At 69.2% G+C, this 23,983-nt stretch carries 19 protein-coding genes and 3 pseudogenes; 15 read left to right on the plus strand and 7 right to left on the minus strand.

Going from position 1 to position 23,983, the window contains the following annotated elements; all coding sequences use genetic code 11:
- Positions 1 to 184: 184 nt before the first annotated feature.
- Positions 185 to 1,069, minus strand: a complete 885-nt coding sequence (locus OHB00_RS00900) for an SDR family oxidoreductase (protein WP_406430237.1) — start codon at positions 1,067 to 1,069, stop codon at positions 185 to 187.
- A 113-nt stretch (positions 1,070 to 1,182) separates the two neighbouring features.
- On the opposite strand from OHB00_RS00900, the gene OHB00_RS00905 reads away from it, so the two are divergent.
- Positions 1,183 to 1,755 (plus strand): TetR/AcrR family transcriptional regulator, encoded by a 573-nt coding sequence (locus tag OHB00_RS00905; protein WP_406430239.1) that lies wholly within the window; start codon positions 1,183 to 1,185, stop codon positions 1,753 to 1,755.
- Positions 1,756 to 1,830: 75 nt separating this feature from the next.
- A pseudogene (locus OHB00_RS00910) lies at positions 1,831 to 2,423 on the plus strand (IS5 family transposase); the annotation flags it as partial.
- Between the two features lie 21 nt (positions 2,424 to 2,444).
- On the opposite strand, the gene OHB00_RS00915 reads toward OHB00_RS00910, so the two are convergent.
- A complete protein-coding gene (locus tag OHB00_RS00915; RefSeq protein ID WP_406430241.1) occupies positions 2,445 to 3,686 on the minus strand; it encodes an IS110 family transposase in 1,242 nt (413 codons plus the stop codon).
- A gap of 343 nt (positions 3,687 to 4,029) precedes the next feature.
- Between OHB00_RS00915 and OHB00_RS00920 the strand changes: the two are divergent.
- From OHB00_RS00920 to OHB00_RS00930, 3 genes and pseudogenes are all read left to right on the plus strand, one after another.
- Positions 4,030 to 4,245 (plus strand): annotated as a pseudogene (locus OHB00_RS00920) (IS5/IS1182 family transposase); the annotation flags it as partial.
- A gap of 485 nt (positions 4,246 to 4,730) precedes the next feature.
- Entirely contained in the window at positions 4,731 to 5,210 is a 480-nt protein-coding gene (locus OHB00_RS00925) for a MarR family winged helix-turn-helix transcriptional regulator (RefSeq protein WP_406430243.1), read from the plus strand.
- 126 nt (positions 5,211 to 5,336) lie between these two features.
- Complete coding sequence (locus OHB00_RS00930; RefSeq protein WP_406430245.1) at positions 5,337 to 5,747, plus strand: SgcJ/EcaC family oxidoreductase; 411 nt, start codon at positions 5,337 to 5,339, stop codon at positions 5,745 to 5,747.
- A gap of 132 nt (positions 5,748 to 5,879) precedes the next feature.
- On the opposite strand, the pseudogene OHB00_RS00935 reads toward OHB00_RS00930, so the two are convergent.
- Positions 5,880 to 7,125 (minus strand): annotated as a pseudogene (locus OHB00_RS00935) (IS256 family transposase).
- 163 nt (positions 7,126 to 7,288) lie between these two features.
- On the opposite strand from OHB00_RS00935, the gene OHB00_RS00940 reads away from it, so the two are divergent.
- The 4 genes from OHB00_RS00940 (at position 7,289) to OHB00_RS00955 (ending at position 9,503) form a co-directional block, all read left to right on the plus strand.
- Entirely contained in the window at positions 7,289 to 7,705 is a 417-nt protein-coding gene (locus OHB00_RS00940; RefSeq protein ID WP_406445553.1) for a transposase, read from the plus strand.
- Positions 7,600 to 8,019: a helix-turn-helix domain-containing protein gene (locus OHB00_RS00945; RefSeq protein WP_406430247.1), complete on the plus strand. Its 420-nt coding sequence runs from the start codon at positions 7,600 to 7,602 to the stop codon at positions 8,017 to 8,019. Before OHB00_RS00940 ends, OHB00_RS00945 begins: the two co-directional genes overlap by 106 nt.
- A 130-nt stretch (positions 8,020 to 8,149) precedes the next feature.
- Positions 8,150 to 9,250 carry an NAD(P)-dependent alcohol dehydrogenase gene (locus OHB00_RS00950; RefSeq protein WP_406430249.1) on the plus strand — a complete coding sequence of 367 codons (1,101 nt, stop codon included), beginning with the start codon at positions 8,150 to 8,152 and terminating at the stop codon, positions 9,248 to 9,250.
- A gap of 13 nt (positions 9,251 to 9,263) precedes the next feature.
- Positions 9,264 to 9,503 carry an alpha/beta fold hydrolase gene (locus OHB00_RS00955; RefSeq protein ID WP_406430251.1) on the plus strand — a complete coding sequence of 80 codons (240 nt, stop codon included), beginning with the start codon at positions 9,264 to 9,266 and terminating at the stop codon, positions 9,501 to 9,503.
- 218 nt (positions 9,504 to 9,721) lie between these two features.
- Here OHB00_RS00955 and OHB00_RS00960 read toward each other — a convergent pair whose 3' ends face one another.
- The 3 genes from OHB00_RS00960 to OHB00_RS00970 form a co-directional block, all read right to left on the minus strand.
- The gene (locus tag OHB00_RS00960) at positions 9,722 to 11,137 is read right to left on the minus strand and encodes a phytoene desaturase family protein (protein WP_406430253.1); all 1,416 of its coding nucleotides are present in this window, start codon (positions 11,135 to 11,137) and stop codon (positions 9,722 to 9,724) included.
- Positions 11,134 to 12,957, minus strand: a complete 1,824-nt coding sequence (locus OHB00_RS00965; RefSeq protein ID WP_406430255.1) for a DUF3556 domain-containing protein — start codon at positions 12,955 to 12,957, stop codon at positions 11,134 to 11,136. Before OHB00_RS00965 ends, OHB00_RS00960 begins: the two co-directional genes overlap by 4 nt.
- Positions 12,958 to 13,065: 108 nt before the next feature.
- Positions 13,066 to 14,511 carry a class I adenylate-forming enzyme family protein gene (locus tag OHB00_RS00970; protein ID WP_406430257.1) on the minus strand — a complete coding sequence of 482 codons (1,446 nt, stop codon included), beginning with the start codon at positions 14,509 to 14,511 and terminating at the stop codon, positions 13,066 to 13,068.
- Between the two features lie 247 nt (positions 14,512 to 14,758).
- Here OHB00_RS00970 and OHB00_RS00975 point away from each other — a divergent pair, with 247 nt between their 5' ends.
- Positions 14,759 to 16,021: a helix-turn-helix domain-containing protein gene (locus OHB00_RS00975; RefSeq protein ID WP_406430259.1), complete on the plus strand. Its 1,263-nt coding sequence runs from the start codon at positions 14,759 to 14,761 to the stop codon at positions 16,019 to 16,021.
- Positions 16,022 to 16,849: 828 nt separating this feature from the next.
- Here the strand turns inward: OHB00_RS00975 and OHB00_RS00980 are convergent.
- Complete coding sequence (locus OHB00_RS00980) at positions 16,850 to 17,632, minus strand: IclR family transcriptional regulator (protein ID WP_406430261.1); 783 nt, start codon at positions 17,630 to 17,632, stop codon at positions 16,850 to 16,852.
- Positions 17,633 to 17,975: 343 nt separating this feature from the next.
- On the opposite strand from OHB00_RS00980, the gene OHB00_RS00985 reads away from it, so the two are divergent.
- The 5 genes from OHB00_RS00985 to OHB00_RS01005 are packed head-to-tail and all read left to right on the plus strand — an operon-like array spanning position 17,976 to position 23,796.
- Positions 17,976 to 18,962 carry an amidohydrolase family protein gene (locus OHB00_RS00985; protein WP_406430263.1) on the plus strand — a complete coding sequence of 329 codons (987 nt, stop codon included), beginning with the start codon at positions 17,976 to 17,978 and terminating at the stop codon, positions 18,960 to 18,962.
- A gap of 16 nt (positions 18,963 to 18,978) precedes the next feature.
- The gene (locus tag OHB00_RS00990) at positions 18,979 to 20,529 is read left to right on the plus strand and encodes a bifunctional 3-(3-hydroxy-phenyl)propionate/3-hydroxycinnamic acid hydroxylase (RefSeq protein ID WP_406430265.1); all 1,551 of its coding nucleotides are present in this window, start codon (positions 18,979 to 18,981) and stop codon (positions 20,527 to 20,529) included.
- A complete protein-coding gene (locus OHB00_RS00995; protein ID WP_406430267.1) occupies positions 20,526 to 21,818 on the plus strand; it encodes an MFS transporter in 1,293 nt (430 codons plus the stop codon). The genes OHB00_RS00990 and OHB00_RS00995 overlap by 4 nt, the downstream gene beginning before the upstream one ends.
- On the plus strand, positions 21,815 to 22,927 hold the full coding sequence (locus OHB00_RS01000; RefSeq protein ID WP_406430269.1) for a maleylacetate reductase: 1,113 nt from the start codon (positions 21,815 to 21,817) through the stop codon (positions 22,925 to 22,927). The genes OHB00_RS00995 and OHB00_RS01000 overlap by 4 nt, the downstream gene beginning before the upstream one ends.
- Positions 22,927 to 23,796, plus strand: a complete 870-nt coding sequence (locus OHB00_RS01005) for a dioxygenase (protein ID WP_406430271.1) — start codon at positions 22,927 to 22,929, stop codon at positions 23,794 to 23,796. The genes OHB00_RS01000 and OHB00_RS01005 overlap by 1 nt, the downstream gene beginning before the upstream one ends.
- Positions 23,797 to 23,983: the final 187 nt, after the last annotated feature.

Consider the following 23,983-nt stretch of genomic DNA (forward strand, 5'->3'; position numbering starts at 1 on the left):
GCGGGAGTGATCGTGCAGCCCCGACCGCGACCGCACACGCACGCGCAGGAGCCGGGCGGAGACGAAGACACCGACGGGCGCGGCGCGGGGAGCTGTCCGGCCGGTCATGTGGCCGGGCAGCGGAGCCCCTTGCCTGCCCAGGCGGTGGACGAACCGCCGACTGGGCCGGTGGCGCGGGCCGGGGTCAGCCCGCGGTGAAGTAGTGGCCGTCTTCGAGGTCGGCGATCAGGCCGGGGTGGGCCGGTTCCCAGTCCAGCAACTGCCTGGTGTCCGCGTTGGACATCGTGATGTCGAGGGTGATGAACGGGAAGCCCCTGAAGTGGTCCGCGGCCTGCCCGGCGGGGATGCTCACGGCCGGGACGTTCAGGTGGCGGCCGATGGTCTCGGCGATCTCCCGCACCGTGACGCCTTCCTCGGTGGCTGCGTACAGCTGGGATCCGGCCGGGGCCTTTTCCAGCCCCAGCCGGAAGAGGCGGCCAACATCCAGGGTGTGGCCGGCGGCCCAGCGGTTGCCGCCGTCGCCGATGTAGGCGGACACGCCCGTGTCGCGGGCGATCCTGATCAGCGTGGGGATGAAGCCGTGCCGGTCGCGTGTGCTGTGGGTGACCGGTGGGACCGCGACCAGTACGGTCCGCACGCCCCGCTCGGTGAACTGAGCGATCGCACGGGCGACGGCGGAGCGGGGGTTGGCGTCGATCACTGCATCCCGCTTCGCGTCGCCGGTGCGGGTCAGGCCGACGCCGACGAGGGTCTTTCCCGTGCCGGCCAGCGCCTCACCGAAGGCGCCCACCACGGCCAGGTCGGCGGCCGCGGCGGCGGCGAAGTTCCCGGCGGCCACGGCGTCATGGTCGAACGCGAGATGGATGACGGCGTCAGCCTCGGCTGCGGCCGGACGCAGACCGTCCAGGTCGGCACTGTCGCCGCGACGCACCTCGGCGCCCATGGCCTTCACGGCCAGGGCCGAGGCGTCGGACCGCGCCAGACCGACGACCTCGTGTCCGGCCTCGATCAGTTCGGGCACCACGGCCGATCCGATGTGGCCGCCGGCACCGGTGACGAATACACGCATGAGTAGCCCTCCTGGGACGGAGCACTCCGCCCGGACGGAACGAAGTGATGTGACTTGGTGCCGTCACTCTAACCGGCGTGACGGCACCAAGTCACCTCACTTAGGCTGTGCCCATGGCCCGATGGGAACCGAACGCGCGGGAACGGCTGGTGCGCGCCGCACTCGACCTGTTCACCGAACAGGGCTACGAAGCCACCACCGTCAACCAGATCGCCGACCGGGCCGGTCTGACCAAGACCACCTTCTTCCGGCACTTCCCCGACAAACGGGAAGTCCTCTTCGCCGGCCAGGACACACACGCCCGGCTCCTCGCCGACACGATCGACAAGGCGCCCGGCCCGGCCACACCCCTGCAGGCGGTCGGCGCGGCCCTCGACGCCATCACGGCAACCTTCACGGACGACCGCCGCGAGTTCAGCGCCAGACTCCGCTCGCTCATCGCCGCCAACAGCGAACTGCAGGAGCGCGCCGCCCTCAAACGCGGCCGGCTCGCCGAAGCCTTGACGGACGCGCTCCACGAACGCGGCGTACCGGCACCCACCGCGAGCCTCGCCGCCGAACTCGCCATCCACGCCTACTACGACGCCTTCGACCAATGGACCCACCCGGCCAACCGGCAGACACTCACCGAACTCGCCCGCCACGCACTCGGCGAACTCCGCACCGCACTGACCGCACTCGACTAGAAATCACCCGGTGACCTCCTAAGGCCTGTCCGGCGGATCATGAGTGTTTCGGCTTGCGGAGCCGTGTAGTTGCTCGTGGGCCGTGGCGATCTGACGAACGAGGAATGGCGCTGCCTGGAGCCGCATCTACCAGTCCGCGGACGGCGTGGTGGGCGGTGGGCCAGTCACCGCAGGGTGATCAACGGGATCCTCTTCCGTGAGCGGACCGGGATCCCGTGGCGGGATCTACCGGGAAGGTTCGGCAGGTGGAAGACCGTCTATGAACGGCACAGACGCTGGTCTGCGGACGGGACCTGGGACCGGATCCTCCAGGCCGTCCAGGCCGACGCCGAGGGCCGGATCGACTGGAGCATGGTGGGCGTCGACTCTATGTCCTGCCGTGCCCACCAACACGCCGCCGGCGCCCGCAGGAAGACACCCCGCATACCGAAAAAAGAGCCACGCCCCGGCAGCACCGCCCCGACGAGGGACTCGGAAGGTCCCGGGGCGGCCTGACGAGCAAGATCCACCTCGCCAGTGAAGGTGGTCGCAGGCCTCTCGCGCTGCTGGTCACTCCCGGCCAGTGGGGCGACGCACCGCAGATGATCGCCGTACTCGAACGCATCCGAGTGGCCCGCAGGGGCGAGGGGCGCCCGCGCACCCGGCCGGGACACCTGAGCGCGGACAAGACACCCCATGCAGCTATGGGGTCAAGCAGCTGTTGCGAGCGATGGCAGTGCCGGTGGGGCAAAGGCGACCGCCTCGTTGAATTTCTGGCGTGTGGTCAGGCAGTGATGGAGCTGGCCGATCAGGCGGTTGAAAAGGTTGCGGAGGGCCGCGTGGTAGCGGTCGCCGACTTCCCGTCGACGGTTGTAGTGAGAGTGGGCTCCGAGTGAAGCGGTGAGTGCGGCGAACGCCCAGTGCCGGCCGGCCGCGGCCAGGCGGCTGTTCTTGATCCGGCGGTGGCTGACACGACGGCTCTTGCCGGATTCCCTCGTCACGGGGGCGCTTCCTGCGTAGGCCTTCAGGTCTCGGGCCGTGGCGAACCGGGTGCGGTCGTCTCCGATCTCCGCCAGTATCCGGGCACCGGTGAGCACGGCAAGTCCGGGGAAACTCGTGATGATCTCCGCGTCGGGATGCTGCAGAAAGAGTTCTTCGGTGTCGTGCGCCAGCTCGTCACAGGCCCGGCAGGCCGTCTCGAGCTGGGCCAGCAGTGCGCGTGCCTGATGCCCCATCGCCTTCTCGACCAACGACGGCTGGCGAAGCCGGGGGCGACGGAGCACTTCGAGGAGCCGGTCGGTCTCGGCTTCGATCCGACGCTGACGGCCGGCCCGCGTGACGGCGGCCCTGAGTCTGCTTCGGGTGAGCCGGGCGGCCTCGGCCGGAGTGGGCGCGATCGCCAGGATCGCGCGGGCTTCACGCGCCAGCAGCCGTTCCCGCTTGTCGGCGAACGCTTCGAGGATCCCCGGGTAGTACTCACGCAGGTGCGATCGGAGCCGGTTGTGGGCCCGGGTGCGGTCCCAGACCGCGTCCTGCTGGGCCCTGGCAAGGACGGCAATCGCCCTGGCCAGGTCAGAGTCGTGCGGCAATGGCCGATGCAGTTCGGCGTCGGTCCGCAGGATGTTCGCCAGGACAACGGCGTCCTGATGGTCGGACTTCTTGCCGGAGACGACGTGCCGGTCGCGGTAGCGTGCGACAGCCATCGGGTTGATCGCGTACACCCGGCCGCCAGAGGCCCGCAGACACGCCACGAGGAGTCCGCGAGATGTCTCGATCGCGATCGGGATGAGATCGTCCGGGCTGTCACCGTGGTCGGCGAGCAACCGGAGCAGGTCCTGGAAGCCCGCTGCGTCGTCACCGATCCTGAGCTTGCCGAGCAGGCGGGCGTCCTGGTCGACCACGGCGACGTCGTGATGGTCCTCAGCCCAGTCGATTCCGCAGGTCACGTGCAACGCGCACTCCTTTCGGGCCTTCCCTGTCCGTCCATGTCGAGCCGTGGCAGGACCACCCGGCGACCTAATAGAAGCGCTCGAAGGCGCACCACCCCATCAGCCGTCCGTGGCCCCAGCGGTATCCAGGGTCCTCGCTCTCGTGAAGAGCTCCACGGCTCTGGCTGATCGGGAGGTGTTCCTGGGAACGGCTCGAACCACGGCACGGTATGGCGGCCGAGCTCGAATCGGCAGAGGCCGTGCATGCGTCCCTCTTGTCGAAGCACTCCCAGGCGCTGCATACAGTCCAGACGTCTCGCCCGGCCCCTGCCAGGACCGGCAACTGCCAATCCACAGTGCCTATTAGGCGTACTCCTCCCGCAGGAACCGCCGCTACCTGCGCAGACGCCATATCAAGCACACCATTCCCGAACCGAAGGACCAGAGGGCCAACCGTCGGCGCCGTGGCAGCCGCGGCGGCCGGCCGGCCGGGTTCGACAAGGGGCAGTACAAGCGCCGCAACGAAGTCGAGCGGACGATCAACCGCCTGAAGAGCTTTCGCGCCGTCGCGACCCGCTACGACTGTGAGGATGTTGGGGTGCCGCCTTGGGTGGTGGTCTGGCCCGCGCTACGACTGGCCCTGGTGCCTTGCGTTTGATCTGCCGACTGCTGTCTGAGGCCGTGCATGTTGTCACCGAAACGGTGGCGTGTCCCGATAGGGGCCTTCGCAACAGGCACCGTCACAGTCCTGACCGCCACATCGTTCCGGCGTCGGCCACCGGCATTCCCGAGGCGATCAGGAGACAAGCGACCGTGCCCAGCATGGCTCAGCAAGCCCATCCGCGTCACCACACGGCTGATCAGCAAGAGCAGGTTCTGCTCGGAGTCGACACGCACAAAGATGTCCACGCGGCTGGGGGGGCGCGGTTAGAGCAATAGTCAAGACCTGTGGGTGACTGGCCTTCAGCACATGGCTTCGGAGGCGGTTGGCGGCAGGGGTCGTTTCCCGCTGCAGGGCTGCGGAGGACTGTGTCGATGGGAACGGTCAGCTGCTGTTACGTTGCTCGGGTGAGAAAGGGACCTGCTACGTGGGAAGCCGGGGCGGACGAGCCGCTCGGCTTCGTGATCGCTTCGGTGGGGAACGCGGCGGCTCTCGCATTTGAGTCGGCCCTGGCCGAGGAGGACTTGCATCCGCGGCATTTCGCCGTGCTGCGCGGGTTGCGTGACGGCGGGGAACATTCGCAGCAGCAGCTTGCCTCCTCACTCGGTATCCCGGCCAGCCGCTTGGTCGGGCTGCTGTCGCTGCTCATCGAGAGGGGCCTGGTGGAGCGGCGCGAGTCGCCGAGTGACGCGCGGGTGAAGCTGGTGTGCCTGCGGGAGGAGGGCCGGGTGGAGCTGGAGAAGCTGATCGGGCTGGCGGGTGCCTCGGAGCGGCGGCTGACTGCGGGTCTGGCGGCGGAGGACAAGGCTGAGCTGCGTCGGCTGCTCGGGATTGTCTATGCCAACGTCGCTGTTGAGTCCGCGGCGCGGCCCGCTCGGGTGTGGTGATCGGGCCTCTTTGGCCTGGTTGTTCGGTCCGTGATGAGGAGCGTCTTGCAATATCGTTTCAGTTGGAATAGTTTCAGTGGAAACTGATTGAGGTGTCTGTAGGGCGCCCGACCAAGGGAGACGATGATGACGGTCAAGAGCGAGGACACGGTCGAGGGGTTCCTTGAGCGGGTCCGGCAGGCTTGGGACGCGGGTGACGCCACGGGCTATGCCGCGCAGTTCGCCGAGGACGCCTCATACGTGATCTTCATGGGAGATGTCATGTTCGGGCGCGCCGCCATCGCGCAGACACACCGCGAGGTGTTCACCCGGTGGCAGAAGGGCACGCGCATGACAGTCAAGCCGATCGATGTGCGAATGCCGGACGACTCCACGGCGGTGGTGACCACGGTCGGCGGCATCGGCAAAGGCGGCCGGGTCGATGTGGACAAGTTCCAGACCTTCACGCTGCGTCGCCGCGACGGACGTTGGGAATGCGTGGCGTTCCAGAATACTGAGATGAGTCGCCGGTCCAAGCGCGCCTACCGCTTCCGGTGACCGCCCGTGCCCGTTCTTGATCTCGTCACGGCAACACGTCCGGCCGGCCGAGCGCATCAACCAGGGCGTGTGTCGGCGTCGTCGTGGCCGCCAGGGGCGGGCCACTGACGGCGACCAGTGCCGGGCGTCGCGTCATGCCGCCACCTCGCGTTCGACCAGGACTCCGTTCTCGAACCTTGCGCCCGCGCGGACGAGGGCGACGAGGTGGGCGCCGGTGATCGCGCGCCAGCGGGCCTGGGCGGACTCGACGACCTTGAACACCATCGCCAGGGCCGCGGTCGGGCCCGGCCCCGCGGGTGACCTTGGTCCTCAGCTTCACGGTGCTGAAGGTGCCCTCGATGGGATTTGCCGTGCGCAGGTGCACCCAGTGCTCGGCGGGGAAGTCGTAGAACGCGAGGAGCTCGTCGGCCTCGGCGGTGACCTTCTTGGCCGCTTTCGGCCACTTCGCTCCGTAGGCGTGCTCGAAGTCCTTGATCGCCTTCTCGGCGTGGTCGCGGTCCTCGGCGTTGTAGATCTCCTGCAGGGCCTTCTTCGCGCCGGGCTGAGCCGACTTCGGTAGCGCGTTCATGACATTGCGGACCTTGTGAACCCAGCACCTTTGGTGTCTGGCCTGTGGAAACACCTCTGCGAGGGCCCTCCACAGGCCCATCGCGCCGTCACCGACCACGAGTTCGGGATCGCGCATGCCGCGTCGCCGGCAGTCACGCAGCAGATCCGCCCACGACTCGGTCGATTCACGCAGCCCCTCGGCCAGCGCGATGAGTTCCTTGCGGCCGTCGGGGCGCACGCCCATGAGAACCAGGACGCAGGAGTGAGCCTGGCCGAGGCGGACCTTGGAATGGACGCCGTCGGCCCACACGTAGACGTAGTCGGAATCCGACAGGCCGCGGGCCTGGAAGGCGGTGTGGTCGTCGGTCCACTGCTTCGTCAGCCGGGTCACCGTCGCCGGCGAGAGGCCGGCCCAGGAACCCAGGAACTGCTCCATCGCGGGCACGAAATCCCCGGAGGACAGTCCGTGGAGATAGAGCAGGGGCAGGACCTCGCTGATCTTCGGAGACTTGAGGCACCACGGCGCGAGGATCTTCGACGAGAACCGCTTGCGCTCACCGGTGGCCACGTCGACGCGCTTGTCGTTCACACGGGGCGCCTTCACCGCGACAGGCCCGGCGGCGGTGGTCACCATCCGTTCGCCGTGATGGCCGTTGCGGACCACCAGACGGCGGCCGGCAACGTCCCGCTCACCGGCCAACTCGGCTATGTACTGGTTGACTTCGGCCTCCAGGGCCGCGGCGAGCATCCGCCGGGCACCCTCGCGGACGATGTCGTCCATCAGGGATCTGGTCTCGGTGGTGCCGTCGTTGTTGACTACGCTGAGCACGGACGTGCCTTCCCAACCCGCGGTGCAACGCGGGTCTACTCGGTGACCATCAAACGATCACTCGGGAAGGTACGCCCTCCGCGTCTCGCGAAGCACCCCTCCCGAGGCCGATCCACAGGTCCTGAGCATTGCTCCTGCGGTTATCACCAGCACCGGAGTCCTACTGGACACGCGAGGCTTTCCCACGACCCGGGAGGGCTATCGCCAACTTCTCTCCTGGGTACGTGCTTTCGGCCAGTTGCAGCGGGCCGGAGTGGAATGCACCGGCTCCTACGGAGCCGCCCTCACCCGCTATCTGCACCATGAGGGCATCACCGTCACCGAGGTCAACCAGCCCGACAAAGCGGCCCGCCGCAGGCACGGCAAGTCAGGCGCGATCGATGCGGGGGCTGCGGCCCGAGCCGTCTCTCCGGCCGGGCCACAGCCCCCGCCAAGACGACCGACGGCCCCGTCGAGACGATCCGGCTGTTCAAGATGGCGAAGACCTCCGCCGTCAAGTCCCGGTCCATGGGCATCAACCAGCTCAAGGCCGTGCTCGTGGCGGCAGACCCAGCGCTCCGGGAGACTCTGGCCGAGCTGAGCAATCCCAAACTCATCCGCCGCGCGGCCCTGGCCGGCCACTCGTGGCCCGGCAACCTGCGAGAACTCCACACCGTCGTCCGTACGGTGCTGGCACACCGCTCGGCGGGGGACGTCACCCCCCGTGACCTGCCGGCGGGCTACCAGGTCAGCCCCCGGCTACGGAGGATGACACCGCTGGAGCGGGCCGAGCACGACGCCATCGCGGCCGCGTTGCGCGAGCACCACGGGAACAAGCTGCGGGCCGCTCAGCGGCTCGGCATCAGCCGGACGACGCTCTACAGCCGCATGCGGGCACTGCGGATCACCGTATGAGACAGGTGGGACCGGTGGGACAGGTGGGCTCCGACACGGCACCCCGGAAGTGTCCAGTACTTGAACAGTCCGGCGTGCGCGCCCGCCCCTACTTTGCCGTTGGGACAAACACCGGCAAAGAAGCCGCACCATGCGCATCACAGCCGCACTGACCGAGACCAAGGGCGCCCCCTTCACCCTCGCCCCGCTCGAACTGGACGACCCGCGGCCCGGTGAGGTCGTCGTCCGGATCGTGAGCTCCGGGGTGTGCCACACCGATCTGATCGTCCGCGACCAGTGGTACCCCGTACCGCTTCCGGCCGTGCTCGGTCACGAGGGCGCAGGCGTCGTGGAGGCCGTCGGTGACGGCGTCACGTACGTGGCTCCCGGCGACCATGTCGTGCTGACCTTCAACTCCTGCGGCGGCTGCCGTATGTGCGCCCAGGGCCGGCCCGCGTACTGCGACCAGTTCTTCGCGTACAACTTCGCGGGCACGCGCACCGACGGCAGCACACCCCTGCACCGCGAGTCGGGCGACGTGCACGGCGTCTTCTTCGGCCAGTCGGCCTTCGCCACCTACGCCCTCGCCACCGAGCGCAACGTGGTCAAGGTGGACCCGGCCGCGCCCCTGGAACTGCTCGGCCCGCTGGGCTGCGGCATCCAGACCGGCGCGGGCGGCGTCCTCAACGCCCTCAAACCCCCGGCGGGCAGCAGTATCGCCGTCTTCGGAGCGGGCTCGGTCGGCATCAGCGCCGTCATGGCCGCGGTCGTCGCCGGCTGCACCACCGTCGTCGCCGTCGACCTGAACGAACAGCGCCTGGAGCTGGCGAAGGAGCTCGGCGCCACGCATGTCATCAACGGTGCCGCGGGCGACACGGTGGCCGCTCTGCGGGACCTCACCGGGGGCCTAGGCGTCGACTTCACCATCGAGACCACCGCGGTCCCGGCCGTCCTGCGGCAGGCCGTCGACGCCCTGAACCAGGGCGGCACCTGCGGACTGATCGGCGCCGCCGCGCTCGGCACCGAGGCCACGCTCGACATGTCCTCGCTGCTCTTCGGCCGCAGCGTGCGCGGCATCGTCGAGGGCGACAGCGTGCCGCGCCACTTCATCCCCAAGCTCGTCGGCCTCTACCAGCAGGGCCGTTTCCCCTTCGACAAGCTGATCAGGACGTACGCCTTCGAGGACATCAACCAGGCGGTCGAGGACTCCGAGAAAGGCACCACCCTCAAGCCCGTCCTGACCTTCGCCTGAGCGGCGGGATCCGATGTTCCTCTCCTACGAGGGAGTCGACCTCGCCTGTGAGGAGCGAGGCTCCGGCGAACCGCTCCTGCTGATCCACGGCACCGGCGCCCAGGCCGCGACCTGGGGCCGGACCGTCGACGACCTCGCGGCGGCCGGCCACCGCGTCATCGCCTACGACCGGCGCGGCTACGGGGCGTCGGCACATCCGCCCGTGCGCGACCACCGGCGCCATGTGGCGGACGCGGCGGCCAGTCGTCGTTGACGCCGGCCCACTCCATGACCGGCTGGTCGCGCCGGGACGGCAGCAGCGGGGTGAGCTTGGAGCCGGGCTCGTGCTGGGTGAGGGTGTCCACCGGCAGGGTGTCGCCGATGCCGTTGAGGCCCGGGACGGAGGACGCCCGGTCCAGGCCGTCGCAGACGAACGCCTTGCTGAAGACCTCGGGGCTTCTTGTGGATGGGGTCGGTATGTGGTGCGGCACGTCATCCGCGTAGGTGGCGCAGGGCTCGGGCAGCGGCGTGGGCACCGCACATGCCGTGGGCGCCGGGGCCGGGCGGGGTGGCCGCCGAGCACAGGTAGTGGCCGGGCAGGCCGGTGTCATAGGGCTGGAGGGTGAGTCGTGGTCCGGCGATGACCTGAGGGATGTCCTTGGCGCCGGTCATGATGTTGCCGCCGACGTAGTTCGGGTTGTACGCGGCGAATCCGGGCGTCGTGCGAGGGGCGGTGCCGACGATCCGGTCCCTGAATCCCGGGGCGAACCGCTCGATCTGGATGGTGATCGCCTCGGTCGCGTCGCCGGTGTAGCCGTTCGGGACGTGGGCGTACGTCCACACCGGGTGCACGTCGCCGACCGACCGTGACGGGTCGGCCAGATACTGCTGGCCGACCAGGACGAACGGCCGCTCGGGCATCCGTCCGGCGTGGATCTCGCGCTCGGTGGCGGCGATCTCGGCGAACGTGCCGCCGACGTGGACGGTGCCTGCCCGCCGCGCCGCTTCGGCGGTCCAGGGGACCCCACCCTCGACCGCGAAATCGACCTTGAACGCCCCCGGGCCGTACCGGAATCGACGGTAGGCCCGGGCGACGCGCGGCGGCAGCAGGTCGCCCAGGATGACCGCCAGAGCCGTGGGCGCCACGTCCCAGACGGTCACGCCCGTGGGGGGCAGGTCCGAGACCGACCGTACCCGGACGCCGGTCTCGATCTTTCCGCCGAGGTCCAGCAGCAGCGCCGCCATGGCATCGGTGATGCGGCGCGACCCTCCTTCCGCGACGGCCCAGCCGTGCCGGTGTCCGGCGGTGAGGATGCCGAGCCCGATGCTCGCGCTGAGCGGCCGGTCGAGAGGGTGGAAGGCGTGTGCGGCCACGCCGCCCCACAGGGCCCTGGCCTCCTCGGTCGCGAAGGTCTTCGCCAGCAGCGACGCGGGGGCCAGCGCGGGGATGCCGAAGCGGGCGAGGCGTGCGGGGTGGCGTGGGATGCGCAGCAGTGGGCCGAGGATGTCGTCGCTCAGGATGTCGTACGACGATGACGGACCCTCGAACAGCCGCCGCCAGCGTCGGCCGTCGGCGCCGAGACCCGTGGCGGTCTCGGCGACAGAGCGGTGCAGCACCCCGGCGGCGCCGCCGTCGAGTGGGTGGACGCAGTCGATCTCCGGCAGCGCCCACGTCAACCCGTAGCGGTCCAGGCCGAGTTCCCGCAGGAACGGCGAGCCGACGGCCATCGGGTGGACAGCGGAGCAGTGGTCGTGCAGGAGTCCGGGAAGGATCGCCTCGCCGGAGCGCGTGCCGCCGCCAATGTCCTCGGCCGCCTCCACCACCGTGACCTGTACGCCCGCCCTGGCGAGGGCGACGGCGGCGGCGAGGCCGTTGGGTCCGGCACCGACCACTACCGCTGTGCTCATGGCGTCCTGCTCTCCACTGTCTCGTGTGCCTCGTCATGCGTCTCATGTGTTGCGTGCGTCGCGTCTTCGCGGGTCCAGGTGACATCGAGCGGGATCGGGCCGTTCGGCAGCCAGGGCTGCTCCTTGACCGCGTCGGCGACCCTCCACGTCCCCCGCTCGATCACGCCGAGCGCGGCGTCGATCACCTGGTAGTGCTGGGTCCCGCGGTGGATGGGCTGCGACTCCACCCAGACGACGATCCACTCCCCCGGGGTGAAACCGACCCGCGCCTGCACGGCGTTGATCAGATCGATGTTGTGCAGGTGGCCGTCGCCGAAGTTGAACCCGATCAGCGAGTTGCAGGCGAACTCCGCCTCCCGCACGGTGCGTTCGTCGAGGTCGGGAAGGTTCTTCAGCAGCACCGAGAACAGGCCGCGGCCCTGGCTGTGCATCGACCGCCAGGCGATCGTCTGCTGCATGGTGATCTCGGCGACCGCGGCCGGGTAGCCCATCGCCTGGAGCTGGTCGACCTGGTTCTGCGTCGGGCGGTGCGGCAGCGAGTTCAGCTTCTCCTCCGCGCCCGGCGCGAAGGCCCACAGAGCGGAGGCCCAGTTGCCCGCGTACTGCCGCATCGAGGGCAGGAAGGACACCAGGTCCGGGCGCAGGTTGCCGAGGACCGGGAAGAAGGCCAGTCCGGCCGCGATCCCGGCGGCCAGCAAGGGCGAGGACATGTCGCCGACGCCGTACCCGTCCCAGGCGGGGAAGCCGAGGAACAGGAAGATCGAGAGGTAGGCGAACAGGAGATTCCACTCCAGGGGCACGGCCAGCGGGAACGTCGAGGTGATGAAGAGGTGGAAGACGACCATCAGCGCCACGCCGACGAGCGTGAGCCAGCGGTTCGTGGAGAACAGCAGCACCAGCGGGGTGACGATCTCGACGGTCGAGCCGCCGACGTGCGCCATGAAGGTCGCGACCTTCGACGGGCGGATGTCACGCGGGAAGTCCCGGTAGTGCAGCCGCTTGATCCGCTTCGACGGAATGCAGGGGCTGTTGGAGACCATCGGTGAGACGACATTGGTGAAGTGGAGCCCGAACTTCGACACCCCGGCGCCGATCCAGACCATACAGATCAGCAGCTTCGCAGCGAGGATCATGTCGGTGAACGGCAGCACGGCGAAGAACACCAATGCTGGGAGGTACTGCTCGCCGCGGGCGGCCAGGAAGATCGTCTTGTCCCGCAGCCCGTTGAGCGCGTACAGGACTATCGGCGCGATGAGCAGGGCCGGACGCACCAGCCCGGAGGTGTTGTCCGGCAGCGCCTGCGTGAGGGACTCGGTCGGCACGCCGGGGAGCACGACCGCCGGCAGCAGGGACAGCAGGAAGGCCAGGTAGAGCAGTACGTCGCCTGCCGTGCGACGGTCCCCGCCCGTGAACGGCACCCGCTTCCACGGCCTCAGCCGGATGGTGCCGGGCCGGGCCCAGAACAGGATTCCGCCGGTCATCGGCTTGAACTTGCCGGCGATCGGGCCCCACGACCCCGCTACCCCGAGCGTTTCGAGGAAGACAGTCCACAGCACCAGCTTCTGGTACACCACCGGCTCGTTCCACCAGTGCGTGACATCCCAGAACGGGCCGACGCCCGAGGTCCAGGTCGCCAGGGCGGTCCCGGCGAGGACGTGGAGGAAGAGGACCTTGACCACATAGGTCGCCGGAATCATCTTCGGCGAACCGAAGCCGTACTCCACCCAGTGCAGGGCCAGAGTTCTCAGGCGTTCCTGAAGCGGCTTCTCCAGGAATTCCTCCTGCTCGACGGGCGGAAAGTCACCTGTTTTGAACCCCATTGTTCCGGCCTTTCTCTGCGACGGTTTTCGAGCGCACCGAACCGCACACTGAAACAGTTCGGGTGAATGATTCGCGTCAGCTCATATGAAGCGGCGAATGAGCGAATCTCATGAAGCGGCGAACGAGCGAAGGCGCCGTTTGTCGATCTTCCCCACCGGATTCCTCGGCAGGGCGTCGGTAACGAACACCGTCACCGGCACCTTGATCCGGGACAGCGAGCCACAGCAGTGCTCGATGAGCTCGTCCGCGGTGACCACCGCGCCCGGCAGCGGCACGACATGCGCGACCGGGACCTCTCCGAGGACCGGATCGGGGGCGCCGATCACTGCGGCCTCCAGCACGGCCGGATGGGTGTGCAGGACGTTCTCGATCTCCTTGGGGTATATGTTCTCCCCGCCCCGGATGATCATGTCCTTGATGCGGTCGACCAGGACGAGATATCCGTCGGCGTCGAAGCGCCCGACGTCGCCGGTGTGCAGCCAGCCGTCGATGACGGTCCTGGCCGTCTCGTCCGGCAGTCCGAGGTAGCCCCGCATGACGTTCGGGCCCCGCACCACCACTTCGCCCGCCGACCCGTCGGCGAGCGGGTTGCCCTCACTGTCCATCACGGCGACGGTCTGACCGGGCAAAGGGAGGCCCACCGTGCCGGGTTTGCGGGGTCCGCCGGGAGGGTTCAGCGTCGAGGCGCAGGTGCCCTCGGACAGGCCGTAGCCCTCGACGACCGGCACGCCGAACCGGTTCTCGAACCGGGTGATCAGTTCGGCGGGCATCGGCGCGGCCCCGCAGATCGCCCGGCGCAGCGACGAGGTGTCCGGCCGCATCTCGTCGGGTAGGGCCACCAGCATGGCGTAGATCGCCGGCACCGCCGAGAAGTAGGTCGGCCGGGCGCGTTCGACCGAAGCGAAGAAGGTCGACGCGCTGAACCGGCCCGCGACCGTCGCCCGCCCGCCCGCCAGCAGCGGCGACAGCACGCTCACCACGATCCCGTTGACGTGGAACAGTGGCAGGACCAGCAGGCTGTGGTCGGTCTCGTCCAGATGGAGACCCTCGACGAGCATCCGGCACATGGCGGCGATGTTGGCGTGGTCGAGCATCACCCCCTTCGGGCGTCCCGTGGTGCCGCTCGTGTAGATGATCAGAGCGAGGGCGCCCGATGCGAGGGCGATGGCGTCCTCAGCCGTGCTCGATGCCTCCGCTACGGCGGTCAGGTCCAGTGTCCCCAGGGTGTGGGCATCGCCGGCGATCACCGCCTTCGCGCCGGAGTCCTCGATCTGATGGCGTGCCTCCGCGTCGGTGAGCCCGGGATTGACCGGCGTGACCGCGGCGCCCAGCCGCCATGCCGCGAACATGATGACGACGAGTTCCAGGCGATTCGGCAGAATCACCGCCACGACATCGCCGGCGCTTATTCCATGAAAACGCAGGGCAGCCGCAGTGCTCCGGACCCGCTCCAGGAATTCCTGATTGTTCAGTCGCTGATGGTCGTCTTCGATACAGGGGCCCGTGGGATTCCGGGCCGCCCGAACATCCGGCAATTCTGCGATGTGCAGCACGTTTCCTCACCATTGAGCGCGCCGAGACGAAGGTAGTGAGGAAAAAGGTAGGGGAGTCGCACTCGGCCGGCCATGGGCTTGCGTCCCAGCCCGGGGCCGATGCTTTGTGCCGCCGTCACAAGACGGAGACGGGCGACCGGAAGTCACGGGCACATGAGCAGACCCGGCTCACGTGCGGTGTGCGGTCCGGCGGGATCCGCCGCGCCGCCGGGTACTTTTCGGACAGGACCCTGGGTACCGTCCCGGTATGAGCGTCCATGTCGACGAGATCGTGCGGGATACCGCCAAGGGCATCCAGGCTGATCTGGACAAGCTCACCACTGAGATGACCTCGATGTTCGTCGACGTCATTCCCGAGTTCCGCCACGACGACGCCGTTCGGCGGCTGATGGTCGCCAGCACCTCCTCGAACCTGACGGCCATCGTCGACATGCTGGCGCTGAACATCTCCCTCGGCGACATCACGGTGCCTCCGGCCGCGGCTGAGTACGCCCGCCGCTTCGCCCAGCACGACCTGTCCCTGGAGGGGCTGCTACGGGCCTACCGCCTCGGCGAGCACATGTTCGTGCAGTGGGCCGTGACCGCTCTGCGGCGCCTCGATCTGCCCACGGACGAGGCGCTGGCGGCGGCGAGCCGGATCGCGCTCCTGACGAACAGCTACATCGACCAGGTCATCGAGGGTGTCATCGACATCTACGAGAGTGAACGCAGACGCTGGGACGCCCGTTCCGACGCGACCCGCGCCGCCCAGGTCCGCGCCGTGCTCGACACCGACGGACTCGACCTCGCCTCGGCCGAGAAGATGCTGTCGACGTCTCTGCGCGGCTGGCACCTGGCAGCGATCATCCGGTCCGGCCCCGGACCGGCCGACCAGGTCGCCTCCCGGCTCGGCGCGGGGACGGCGATGCTGGCCGCGGCCACCGGCAAGGCCCCTCTGACGATCTCCGCTGACGAGCAGACGCGCTGGGCATGGTTCTCCTCCACCGGCAGGCCGGGCCTCGACGTCGGGCGGCTCGAAGACGAACTCCGTGAACACCCCGAGCTCCACATCGCCATCGGCGAACCATCCCCCGGGCTCGAGGGATTCCGGCAGACGTTCCGGGACGCGCAGCGTGCCCGCGCCGTCGCCGCCACCGGGGCCGGCCCGGAGCCCGCGCTCGTCCTCCATTCCCAGGTCGCTCTCGCCGGCCTGCTCGTCGACCACCTCCCCGATGTGAGGGCATGGGCCGAGCGCGTGCTCGGCGGTCTCATGCGCGGCGACGAGGCCACGGTCCGCCTGCGCGAGACGGTGCAGGTCTTCCTCGACGCGCAAGGCAGCTTCACCGACGCCGCCGCACGCCTGCACGTCCACAAGAACACCGTCCACTACCGCGTACGCAAGGCCGAGGAGATCCTCGGCCACCCGCTCATCGAGAACCGTCTGGACATCGAGGTGGCCCTGCTGGCCTGCATACAGCTGGGACTCCGATGCGCGGAGGCCGACGCAGCGCCGCATGGTCACCGTTCCTGAGCCGGATCGCCTTGCGATTCCGACACCGACACCTCACCGAGCGGAGGCGCCCCGCGCCCCGGGCGTCACAAGTCCTGAACGAGAGAACCGGCATCAACGAAAAAAGCCCAGGCCGGCGTCCTGACGCCCTACACCCCGATGCGCACCCCTCGCGCTCCCTTTCCCTGACAGCCGCTCCACAAGCTGACCAACCATCAGGAGCTCAGCATAAAAGGCCAGGCCAGAGGGTCGTTTTCATCCCCAGTGCGGCGATAGCTCCGTTATTGCACCCGCCGATGAACTGGTGCAGGTGGGGCCGCCAGGGTGGTGTTGCTTCCTGAGGCGGACGGTGTGTCCTCTGGGGCACGAGTTGGCTTGTGCCTGTCTCATTCCAGGACGCCCGCATCTGTTCCGTGCTTCCGCCAGGCACGACACACGCCTGGGCGCACGCCCCCGGCCGGCGGTACATCCAGGACATGGCCGACCGTCGTGCGTATCCGAGTGACCTGTCCGATGCCCGCTGGGAGGTGCGGGCTGCTGCCCGGCGTGCGCTACCGCCGGCATGTGCTGCGCCGGTGCTCCCTGACTTGAGAGAAACCCGCCCGCTGATCCGGCAGTGATGACGGTTTTCCTCGTCCTGGGCGGTTTGAGCGTCATGAGATTCTCCATGGCGGTTTCTCCTGATTCTCCATGGGTAGCGCGGCGTCCGGGACCGAGGGACCTGGTCGTCGCGGAGCTGTCGATCTACGTCCACTCGTACGCGGGCCGCTCAAAGAGCGCGATGGCCGCGTCGCTGGGGGTTGAATGCCCCGTGTCTTCGGCATGATCCGCCGGACAGGCCGCGGGGCTCTACGCCAGGTGTCCCAGCTCGTGCGAGGCAGCGGCCACGGTGTCGCACAGCTCCTGGGTCACCTCGGCGAGGTGGTCCGGTGTGCCCAGGCTCTCGGGCAGGACGACGGAGACGGCGAGCGGCAGGGGGTCGCCTGCCGCGAACACGGGCGCGGCGACCGAGATGATGCCCGGGATGACGCCACTGTGCGTCACGACGTGTCCGTCGTCGCGGATCTGCGCCCGGGTGGCGGCGAGGCGCTCGCTCGTCCACTCCCCCTCCTTGCCGCGAAGCTCTTCGCCCAGCACCTCCTCCGTGAGGCTCTCGGGCAGGTGGGCCAGGAAGACTTGTCCCACGGACGACGTGAGCAGGGGAAGGGTGGCGCCGACGCGCACCGTCAGGGGCAGCGGGCGGGTGCCGTACGCCCAGCTCACCACGATCGGGCCGCGGTCCCCCCACACCGCGAGGTTCACGGAGTGGCCCGTGCGGTCGCGGAGCTGTACCGCGTGGCCGCTCACCACCGCCACCTCGTTGGTGCGGCGCAGTGACTCGGCGCCCATACGGCGCATCGCGGCCCCGAAGTCGTAGAGACCCGAGGCGGGATCCTGCGAGGTCAGACCGATGCGGCCGAGGCTGACGAGGTAGCGGTGCACCTTGCTGGGCTGCATACCGCTCGCCTGCGCGATCGCCGAAAGACTCAGCGCACCGCCGCCGCCCTCCAGCGCCAGCAGGACCCTCATCGCCATCTCGACGGACTGGATGCCCTGCCGTTCCCCGTTCTCCCTGGGGTCAGTCGTGGTCACAGCACAGCCTTCTTCCCTGCCGGTGCATGAACGCAGCCAGCCTATCGAGGCGGCCGATACAACAGATCTTACATTCACTATTGCGGAATGCATTACGTTCTGGTGAACTGCGGGAGCGGTGACGGGGTCGCGCTTCCCCGACTGCTCCCGGCACACCGGCGGCCCGTTTCGCAGCCGCCCGAAGCCACTCCTGCTTCGGCGCACACACCCGCGCATCTCATCCGCCCCAGCCCCTCACACCGAGCCGGGCGCCGCCGTACCCCGCCTGCGTACCGGACCTCGAACGCAGAACGAAGCCCGTGTACGAGACCCGCGTACTACATCCCCCGAGGAGAACTCCCCAATGAAGCTGATCGGCCTCGAAGAACACTTCGTGACCCCCGACCTGGTGGGCCACGGCACCTCCACCGCCTCCATCGCCCAGCCCCATGCGTGGGCCGAGGCCTCCCGGCGGCTCCTCGACCTCACCGAGGAACGCCTCCACGGCATGGACGCCGCCGGCCTGGACATGCAGGTGCTCTCACTCAACTCCCCCGGCCTCCAGGCGGAGAAGGACCCGCAGGCCGCAGTACGCCAGGCGATCACCGTCAACGACTTCCTCACCGGCGTCATCGCCGAGCACCCCGACCGCTTCTCCGGCTTCGCAGCCCTGCCCCTGCAGGACCCCAAGGCCGCCGCCGACGAACTGGAACGCGCGGTCACCCAGCTCGGCCTGCGCGGCGCACTCGTCAACGCGCACACCCACGGCAGGTACCTGGACGACCCCGCCCTGCGCGTCGTCTGGGAGCGCGCCGAGCACCTCGACGTACCGCTCTATCTGCACCCGGCCAACGGCGTCGACACCGCGCACGTGCTCTCCGGTCACCCCGAACTCGTCGGCCCGATGTGGAGCTGGGGAATCGACACCGCCACCCACGCCCTGCGGCTCGTCTTCGGCGGGGTCTTCGACGACTTCCCGAACGCCAAGCTGCTCCTCGGCCACATGGGAGAAGGGCTGCCGTACGTGATGTGGCGCATGGACTCCCGCTGGGAGTTCCACGCGCACCACGGCATCGAGCTCAAGCGCGGGCGCCCCTCGGAGTACATCCGGCACAACCTCTACATCACGACCAGCGGTGTCTGCTCCCCCGCCCCGCTGCTCACCGCCCTGCTGTCGATGGGCGCCGACCACATCCTCTTCGGCACCGACTACCCCTTCGAGGACATCGAGACGGCGACGACGTTCCTGCGGAACGCGCCGATCAGCGACGCCGACCGGCTCAAGATCGGCCACCAGAACGCCGAGAAGCTCCTCGGCCTCACCACCACGCCCGCGCTCGCGGGTGTCTGAGCGAAAGGGAACGCACGTGTACGACGTCGCCGTCATCGGGTACGGGCCCGTCGGCATGGCCACCGCGGCGCTGCTCGGTCAGGCAGGCCACGACGTGGTCGTGCTGGAGCGCTACCCGACCCTCTACAACCTTCCGCGCGCCGCCATCTTCGACGACGAGACGATGCGGACCTTCGACCGCCTCGGCATATCCCTCGATCTGCTGCCCACCCTGCACGTCCAGCGGAACTACGAGTGGCGCAACGGCGCAGGCGAGCTCCTCATCGAGCACGACTTCGCCGCTGTCGGCGGCCAGGGCTGGGCGGAGTGGTACATGATGTACCAGCCCTACCTGGAGGACACCCTCGACAGCCTGGTCCGCGGTCTCGATAACGTCGAGATCCGCATGGACGCCCGGGTCAACGGCCTGCGGAACACGCACCACGGCGTGGAGATCCAGGTCGAGGGAAGCGACACGGCTGTCTCGGCCCGGTACGTCGTCGCCTGCGACGGCGGCAACAGCTTCACCCGCACCTGGCTCGGCACCGGGCAGGAGGACTACGGGTTCTCCGAGCCGTGGATGGTCTGCGACTTCCGCCTGAGCGGCCCCACGGACATTCCCAAGGCCCGTCAGGTGTGCGACCCGAAGCAGCCCGTGTCGATCATCTCGCTGGGCCCCCGGCACCACCGGTTCAGCTTCATGCTCGACTCGGCGGACTCCTTCCCCGTCGAACGAGAGCCCGACCGGGTGTGGGCACGGGTCGCCGACTACGTCGACCGCTCGCAGGCCGAACTCGTCCGCGTCGCCACGTACACGTTCCGCTCGCTCGTCGCGGAGCGCTGGCGAAGCGGCCGGGTCCTGCTCGCCGGGGACGCAGCCCATCAGATGCCGCCGTTCCTCGGACAGGGCATGTGCTCGGGCATTCGCGACGCCCAGAACATCGCCTTCAAACTCGACGCCGTACTGCGCGGCGCCGACGACGCCCTCCTCGACACCTACCAGAGCGAACGCGAACCGCATGTGCGGGCCATCATCGCCAAGGGCATCGAGCTCGGCCGGGTACAGACCATGCGCGATCCGGTGGCCGCCGCCGAGCGGGACGCACGCCTGATCGCACTGCGCGAGGCGGACGGGCGCCCCGAGAAGATGCGCTTCCCGGGCCTCGGCCCCGGCCTGCGCGACGAGTCCGCGCAGGCCGGGCACCTGATGCCGCAGGGCCGGGTGGAGTCGCGCGGCGCCGAAGGGCTCTTCGACCAGGTCCTCGGACGCGGATTCGTGCTCCTCGTCGACGGCCGGGACGGCGCCTCGCTCGACGCCTCGACCACGGAAGCGGCCGCCCGTCTCGGCGTGGCCGTCCACCACCTCACCGACCGCCGCCTCACCACGGAGGGGATCACCGATGTCGGCGGCGTCTACGGGCGCTGGTTCGACGAGACCGGCCGCGCAGCCGTGCTGTGGCGGCCCGACTTCTACATCTTCGGCACCGTGGGCGTCCTCTTCGACGTCTCGGCGCTCCTGACCACACTTTCCTCAGCAGTCGAGCCGGTACAGGCTCCTGCCACAGCTGGAGAAGGGATCCGGCCATGACCGCACCCGCCGCCGTCCGCCCGCAGGTCCGCAGAGGGTCGGTGAGCATGTTCATTCTGATCGCCGCCTGGGTCGTCACGTTCCTCGAGGGATACGACCTCGCCGTGTACGGCGTCAGCGTCCCCGCGATCCTCGGTGACCCCTCGCTCGGCATCGACAAGGCCGAAGCCGGCACCATCGGCTCCCTCGTCGGCATCGGGATGCTGGTTGGCGCCGCCCTCGCCGGAGCCCTGCTCCACCGCACCGGCCCACGCCGACTCCTGCTCGCCGGCGCCACCGTGTTCTCACTCGGGATGGCAGTCTGCACGTTCGCCGGTGGCGTCCCCTCGTTCGGCGCCGGACGCCTTGTCGTCGGCCTCGGCCTCGGCGTCGTACTGCCGACGATCAACGCCTACGTCGCCGACCTCAGCGAGCCGGGCCGCCGCAGCCGCAACGTCACCTTGGTCATGAGCGGCTACGCGGCCGGCGCCCTGCTCTCCCCGCTGCTCGGCACCGCCCTGCTCCCCGACGTCTCGTACCGCTGGCTGTACGTGATCGGCGTGCTCCCCGTGTTCCTGGCCATACCGCTCGTGCTCCGGCTCCCGGAGAGCCCGTTCCACCTCAACCGCACAGGCCGCACGGTAGAGGCGAGAGCGGTGGAGGAGCAGCTCGGCCTCGCCCCGTCGGATGCCGCGCCGACGTCGGACCCGGGCCGTATGCTCGGCCTCGGATCGCTGCTCACGGGGGGCCTCGCGGTGTCGACCCTGCTCTTCTGGGCCATGTCGTTCTGCGGACTCCTGCTCGTCTTCGGCATCAGTACCTGGCTGCCCAGCATCATGCAGGCCGCCGGCTTCTCCCTCGGCTCGGCGCTGCTGCAGACGGCGGCGATGTGGCTGGGCGTCGGTGTCGGGGCCATCGTCGGCGGCCGGGTCGCGGACGCGCTCGGCGCCAAGCGTGTGGTGGTCGTCGCGTTCCTGGTCGGCACGGTGAGCCTGATCGCGATGAGCACCCGTCCGCCGACGCCCGTCATGTTCGTGCTCATGTTCATCAGCGGGTTCGGGTTCATCGGTTCGCAGATCCTCGGCAACGCGTTCATCGTGACGAGGTATCCGGACGCCGTGCGCGGCAACGGCCTCGCCTGGGCCCTGTCCATCGGCCGCTTCGGTGCGATCGCCGGCCCGTCCCTGGGCGCGTTCGTCCTCACCTCGGGCGCCGACGTCAAGTGGGCCTTCTACGCCTTCGCCGTCCCCGCGCTCGTCGGGGCGTTCGCAGCGGGCGCCGTGCCCCGGGCGCGGGCGGTGAAGGCATGACCCTCGCTCCTTCGCCGGTTGTCTACGAGTCCTGGGGCCAGCGGGTCGTCTTCGGCTCGGGCACGGCTCGCAAGGACGTGACGGCCGCGGTCGCGGGGCTCTGCGCGAGCCGGGTCCTGGTGATCGCGGCCGACGGGGAGCGGGCCCTGGCCGAGGACATCTGCAAGGACATCCCGGTCGTGGCGGTCTTCGGCGGCGTCCGGCCGCACGTGCCGGCCGAGGTGGCGCGGGCCGTGCGGACCGCAGCCCACCAGCACACGGCCGACCTGCTGCTGAGCGTCGGCGGCGGGTCGACAACGGGCACCGCCAAGGCGGCGGCGCTCACCACCGGGCTGCCGATCCTCGCCGTCCCCACGACATACGCGGGTTCCGAGGCCACCCCGGTCTGGGGCCTCACCGAGGACGGCCACAAGCGCACCGGCGTAGACCCGAAGGTGCTCCCCCGGGTCGTCGTCTACGACGCCACACTCATGCTGTCGCTGCCGACGAGGCTGTCGGTGACGTCCGGCCTCAACGCCCTCGCCCACTGCGTCGACGCGTGGTGGGCGCCCCGGCACAATCCGATCAGCTCCGCGCTGGCCGTCGAGGGCGTCCGCTCTCTGGCATCCGCACTGCCCCGCATCGTCGCCGACGGCCAGGATGTCGCGGCCCGCCGAGAGATCCTCTTCGGCACCTACCTCGGCGCGGTTGCTTTCGCGGGAGCCGGTTCCGGGCTGCACCACAAGGTGTGTCACGTCCTCGGCGGCGCCTACGACCTCGAACACGCCGCCCTCCACTCGGTGGTCCTGCCGCACGTCATCGGCCTCAACCTCCCCGCGGCGCCCGAAGCGGCCCGCTACCTCGGAGCGGCGCTCGACGAACACAGCGACCCCTTCGGCGCGTTGCTCGCCCTTTACTCGCAGCTCGACCCCCCGTCCTCGCTGCGCGAGCTGGGGCTGGCCGAGGAGGAACTCGAGCGGGCCGCCGACCTGGTCATGGCCCAAGTGCCGGACTCCAACCCGCGCCAGGTCACCCGCGCCGAGACGCGGGATCTGCTGGGCCGGGCGTACCGGGGCGACACCCCGATGCCTGTGCCGGTCACCCCCCTTGGTACGAAAGAGCGACTTTGATGACTGAGATGCCTGAGACGACGGAACAAGAACTCACCGACCAGGTCGTCGCGAGCTTCGACACCGCGAAGGACGAACGGTTCCGCGACGTCATGCAGGCGCTCGTGCGGCACGCCCACGCCTTCGTGCGCGAGACCCGGCTCACCGAAGCCGAATGGGGCGCGGCAATCGAGTTCCTGACCGCGTCCGGTCACATCACGACCGACACCCGACAGGAGTTCGTCCTTCTCTCCGATGTCCTCGGCATCTCCATGCTCACCGTCGCGGTGAACGAACCGGGCCTCGCCGAATCGACGGAGTCCACGGTCCTCGGCCCCTTCTTCGTCCAGGACTCCCCCGAGATCGAACTCGGCGGGGACATCGCGGGCGGCGCGAAGGGCGAGCCGTCGTGGGTCGACGGCACGGTCACGGACACGGACGGCAACCCGGTCCCTGGGGCCCGCATCGAGGTGTGGGAAGCCGACGACGACGGCATGTACGACGTCCAGTACGACGACGGTGCCCTCGCCGGGCGCGCGCACCTGTTCGCCGACGCCGAGGGCGGCTACCGGTTCTGGGCGCTCACCCCCACGCCGTACCCGATCCCCGACGACGGCCCCGTCGGCCTGCTCCTCCAGCACGCCGGCCGCTCACCGATGCGGGCCTCGCACCTCCACTTCAAGGTGACGGCACCCGGCTTCCACCCGCTCATCACGCACATCTTCGTCGCGGGCGATCCGGGTCTGGACAGCGACTCGGTGTTCGGCGTGAAGAAGTCCCTCATCCGCCCCTTCGACCGCCACCGGGCGGGAACACCGACTCCGGACAGCCGTCGGTTGGAAGGGTCGTGGACGTCGGCAGGCTTCGACATCGTCCTCAGGAAGAAGTAGGGCCGGTCAGAGACCCAGGGGCCCTGGCGACGCAGATGCACAGCCGAATCGAGGACGTCCCGACCGCTGGCGGGGCGAGGGGTCCTGCCCCGGTATGCAGGGGCGAATGCCCCGAAAATGTGTCCAGGAGTTGAACACTTCGCGCGGAGTATCCGCTTCTACCTTTTCACCAGACACCCGTCGGCAA

The organism is Streptomyces sp. NBC_00631 (assembly GCF_045206895.1).
Lineage (GTDB): Bacteria > Actinomycetota > Actinomycetes > Streptomycetales > Streptomycetaceae > Streptomyces.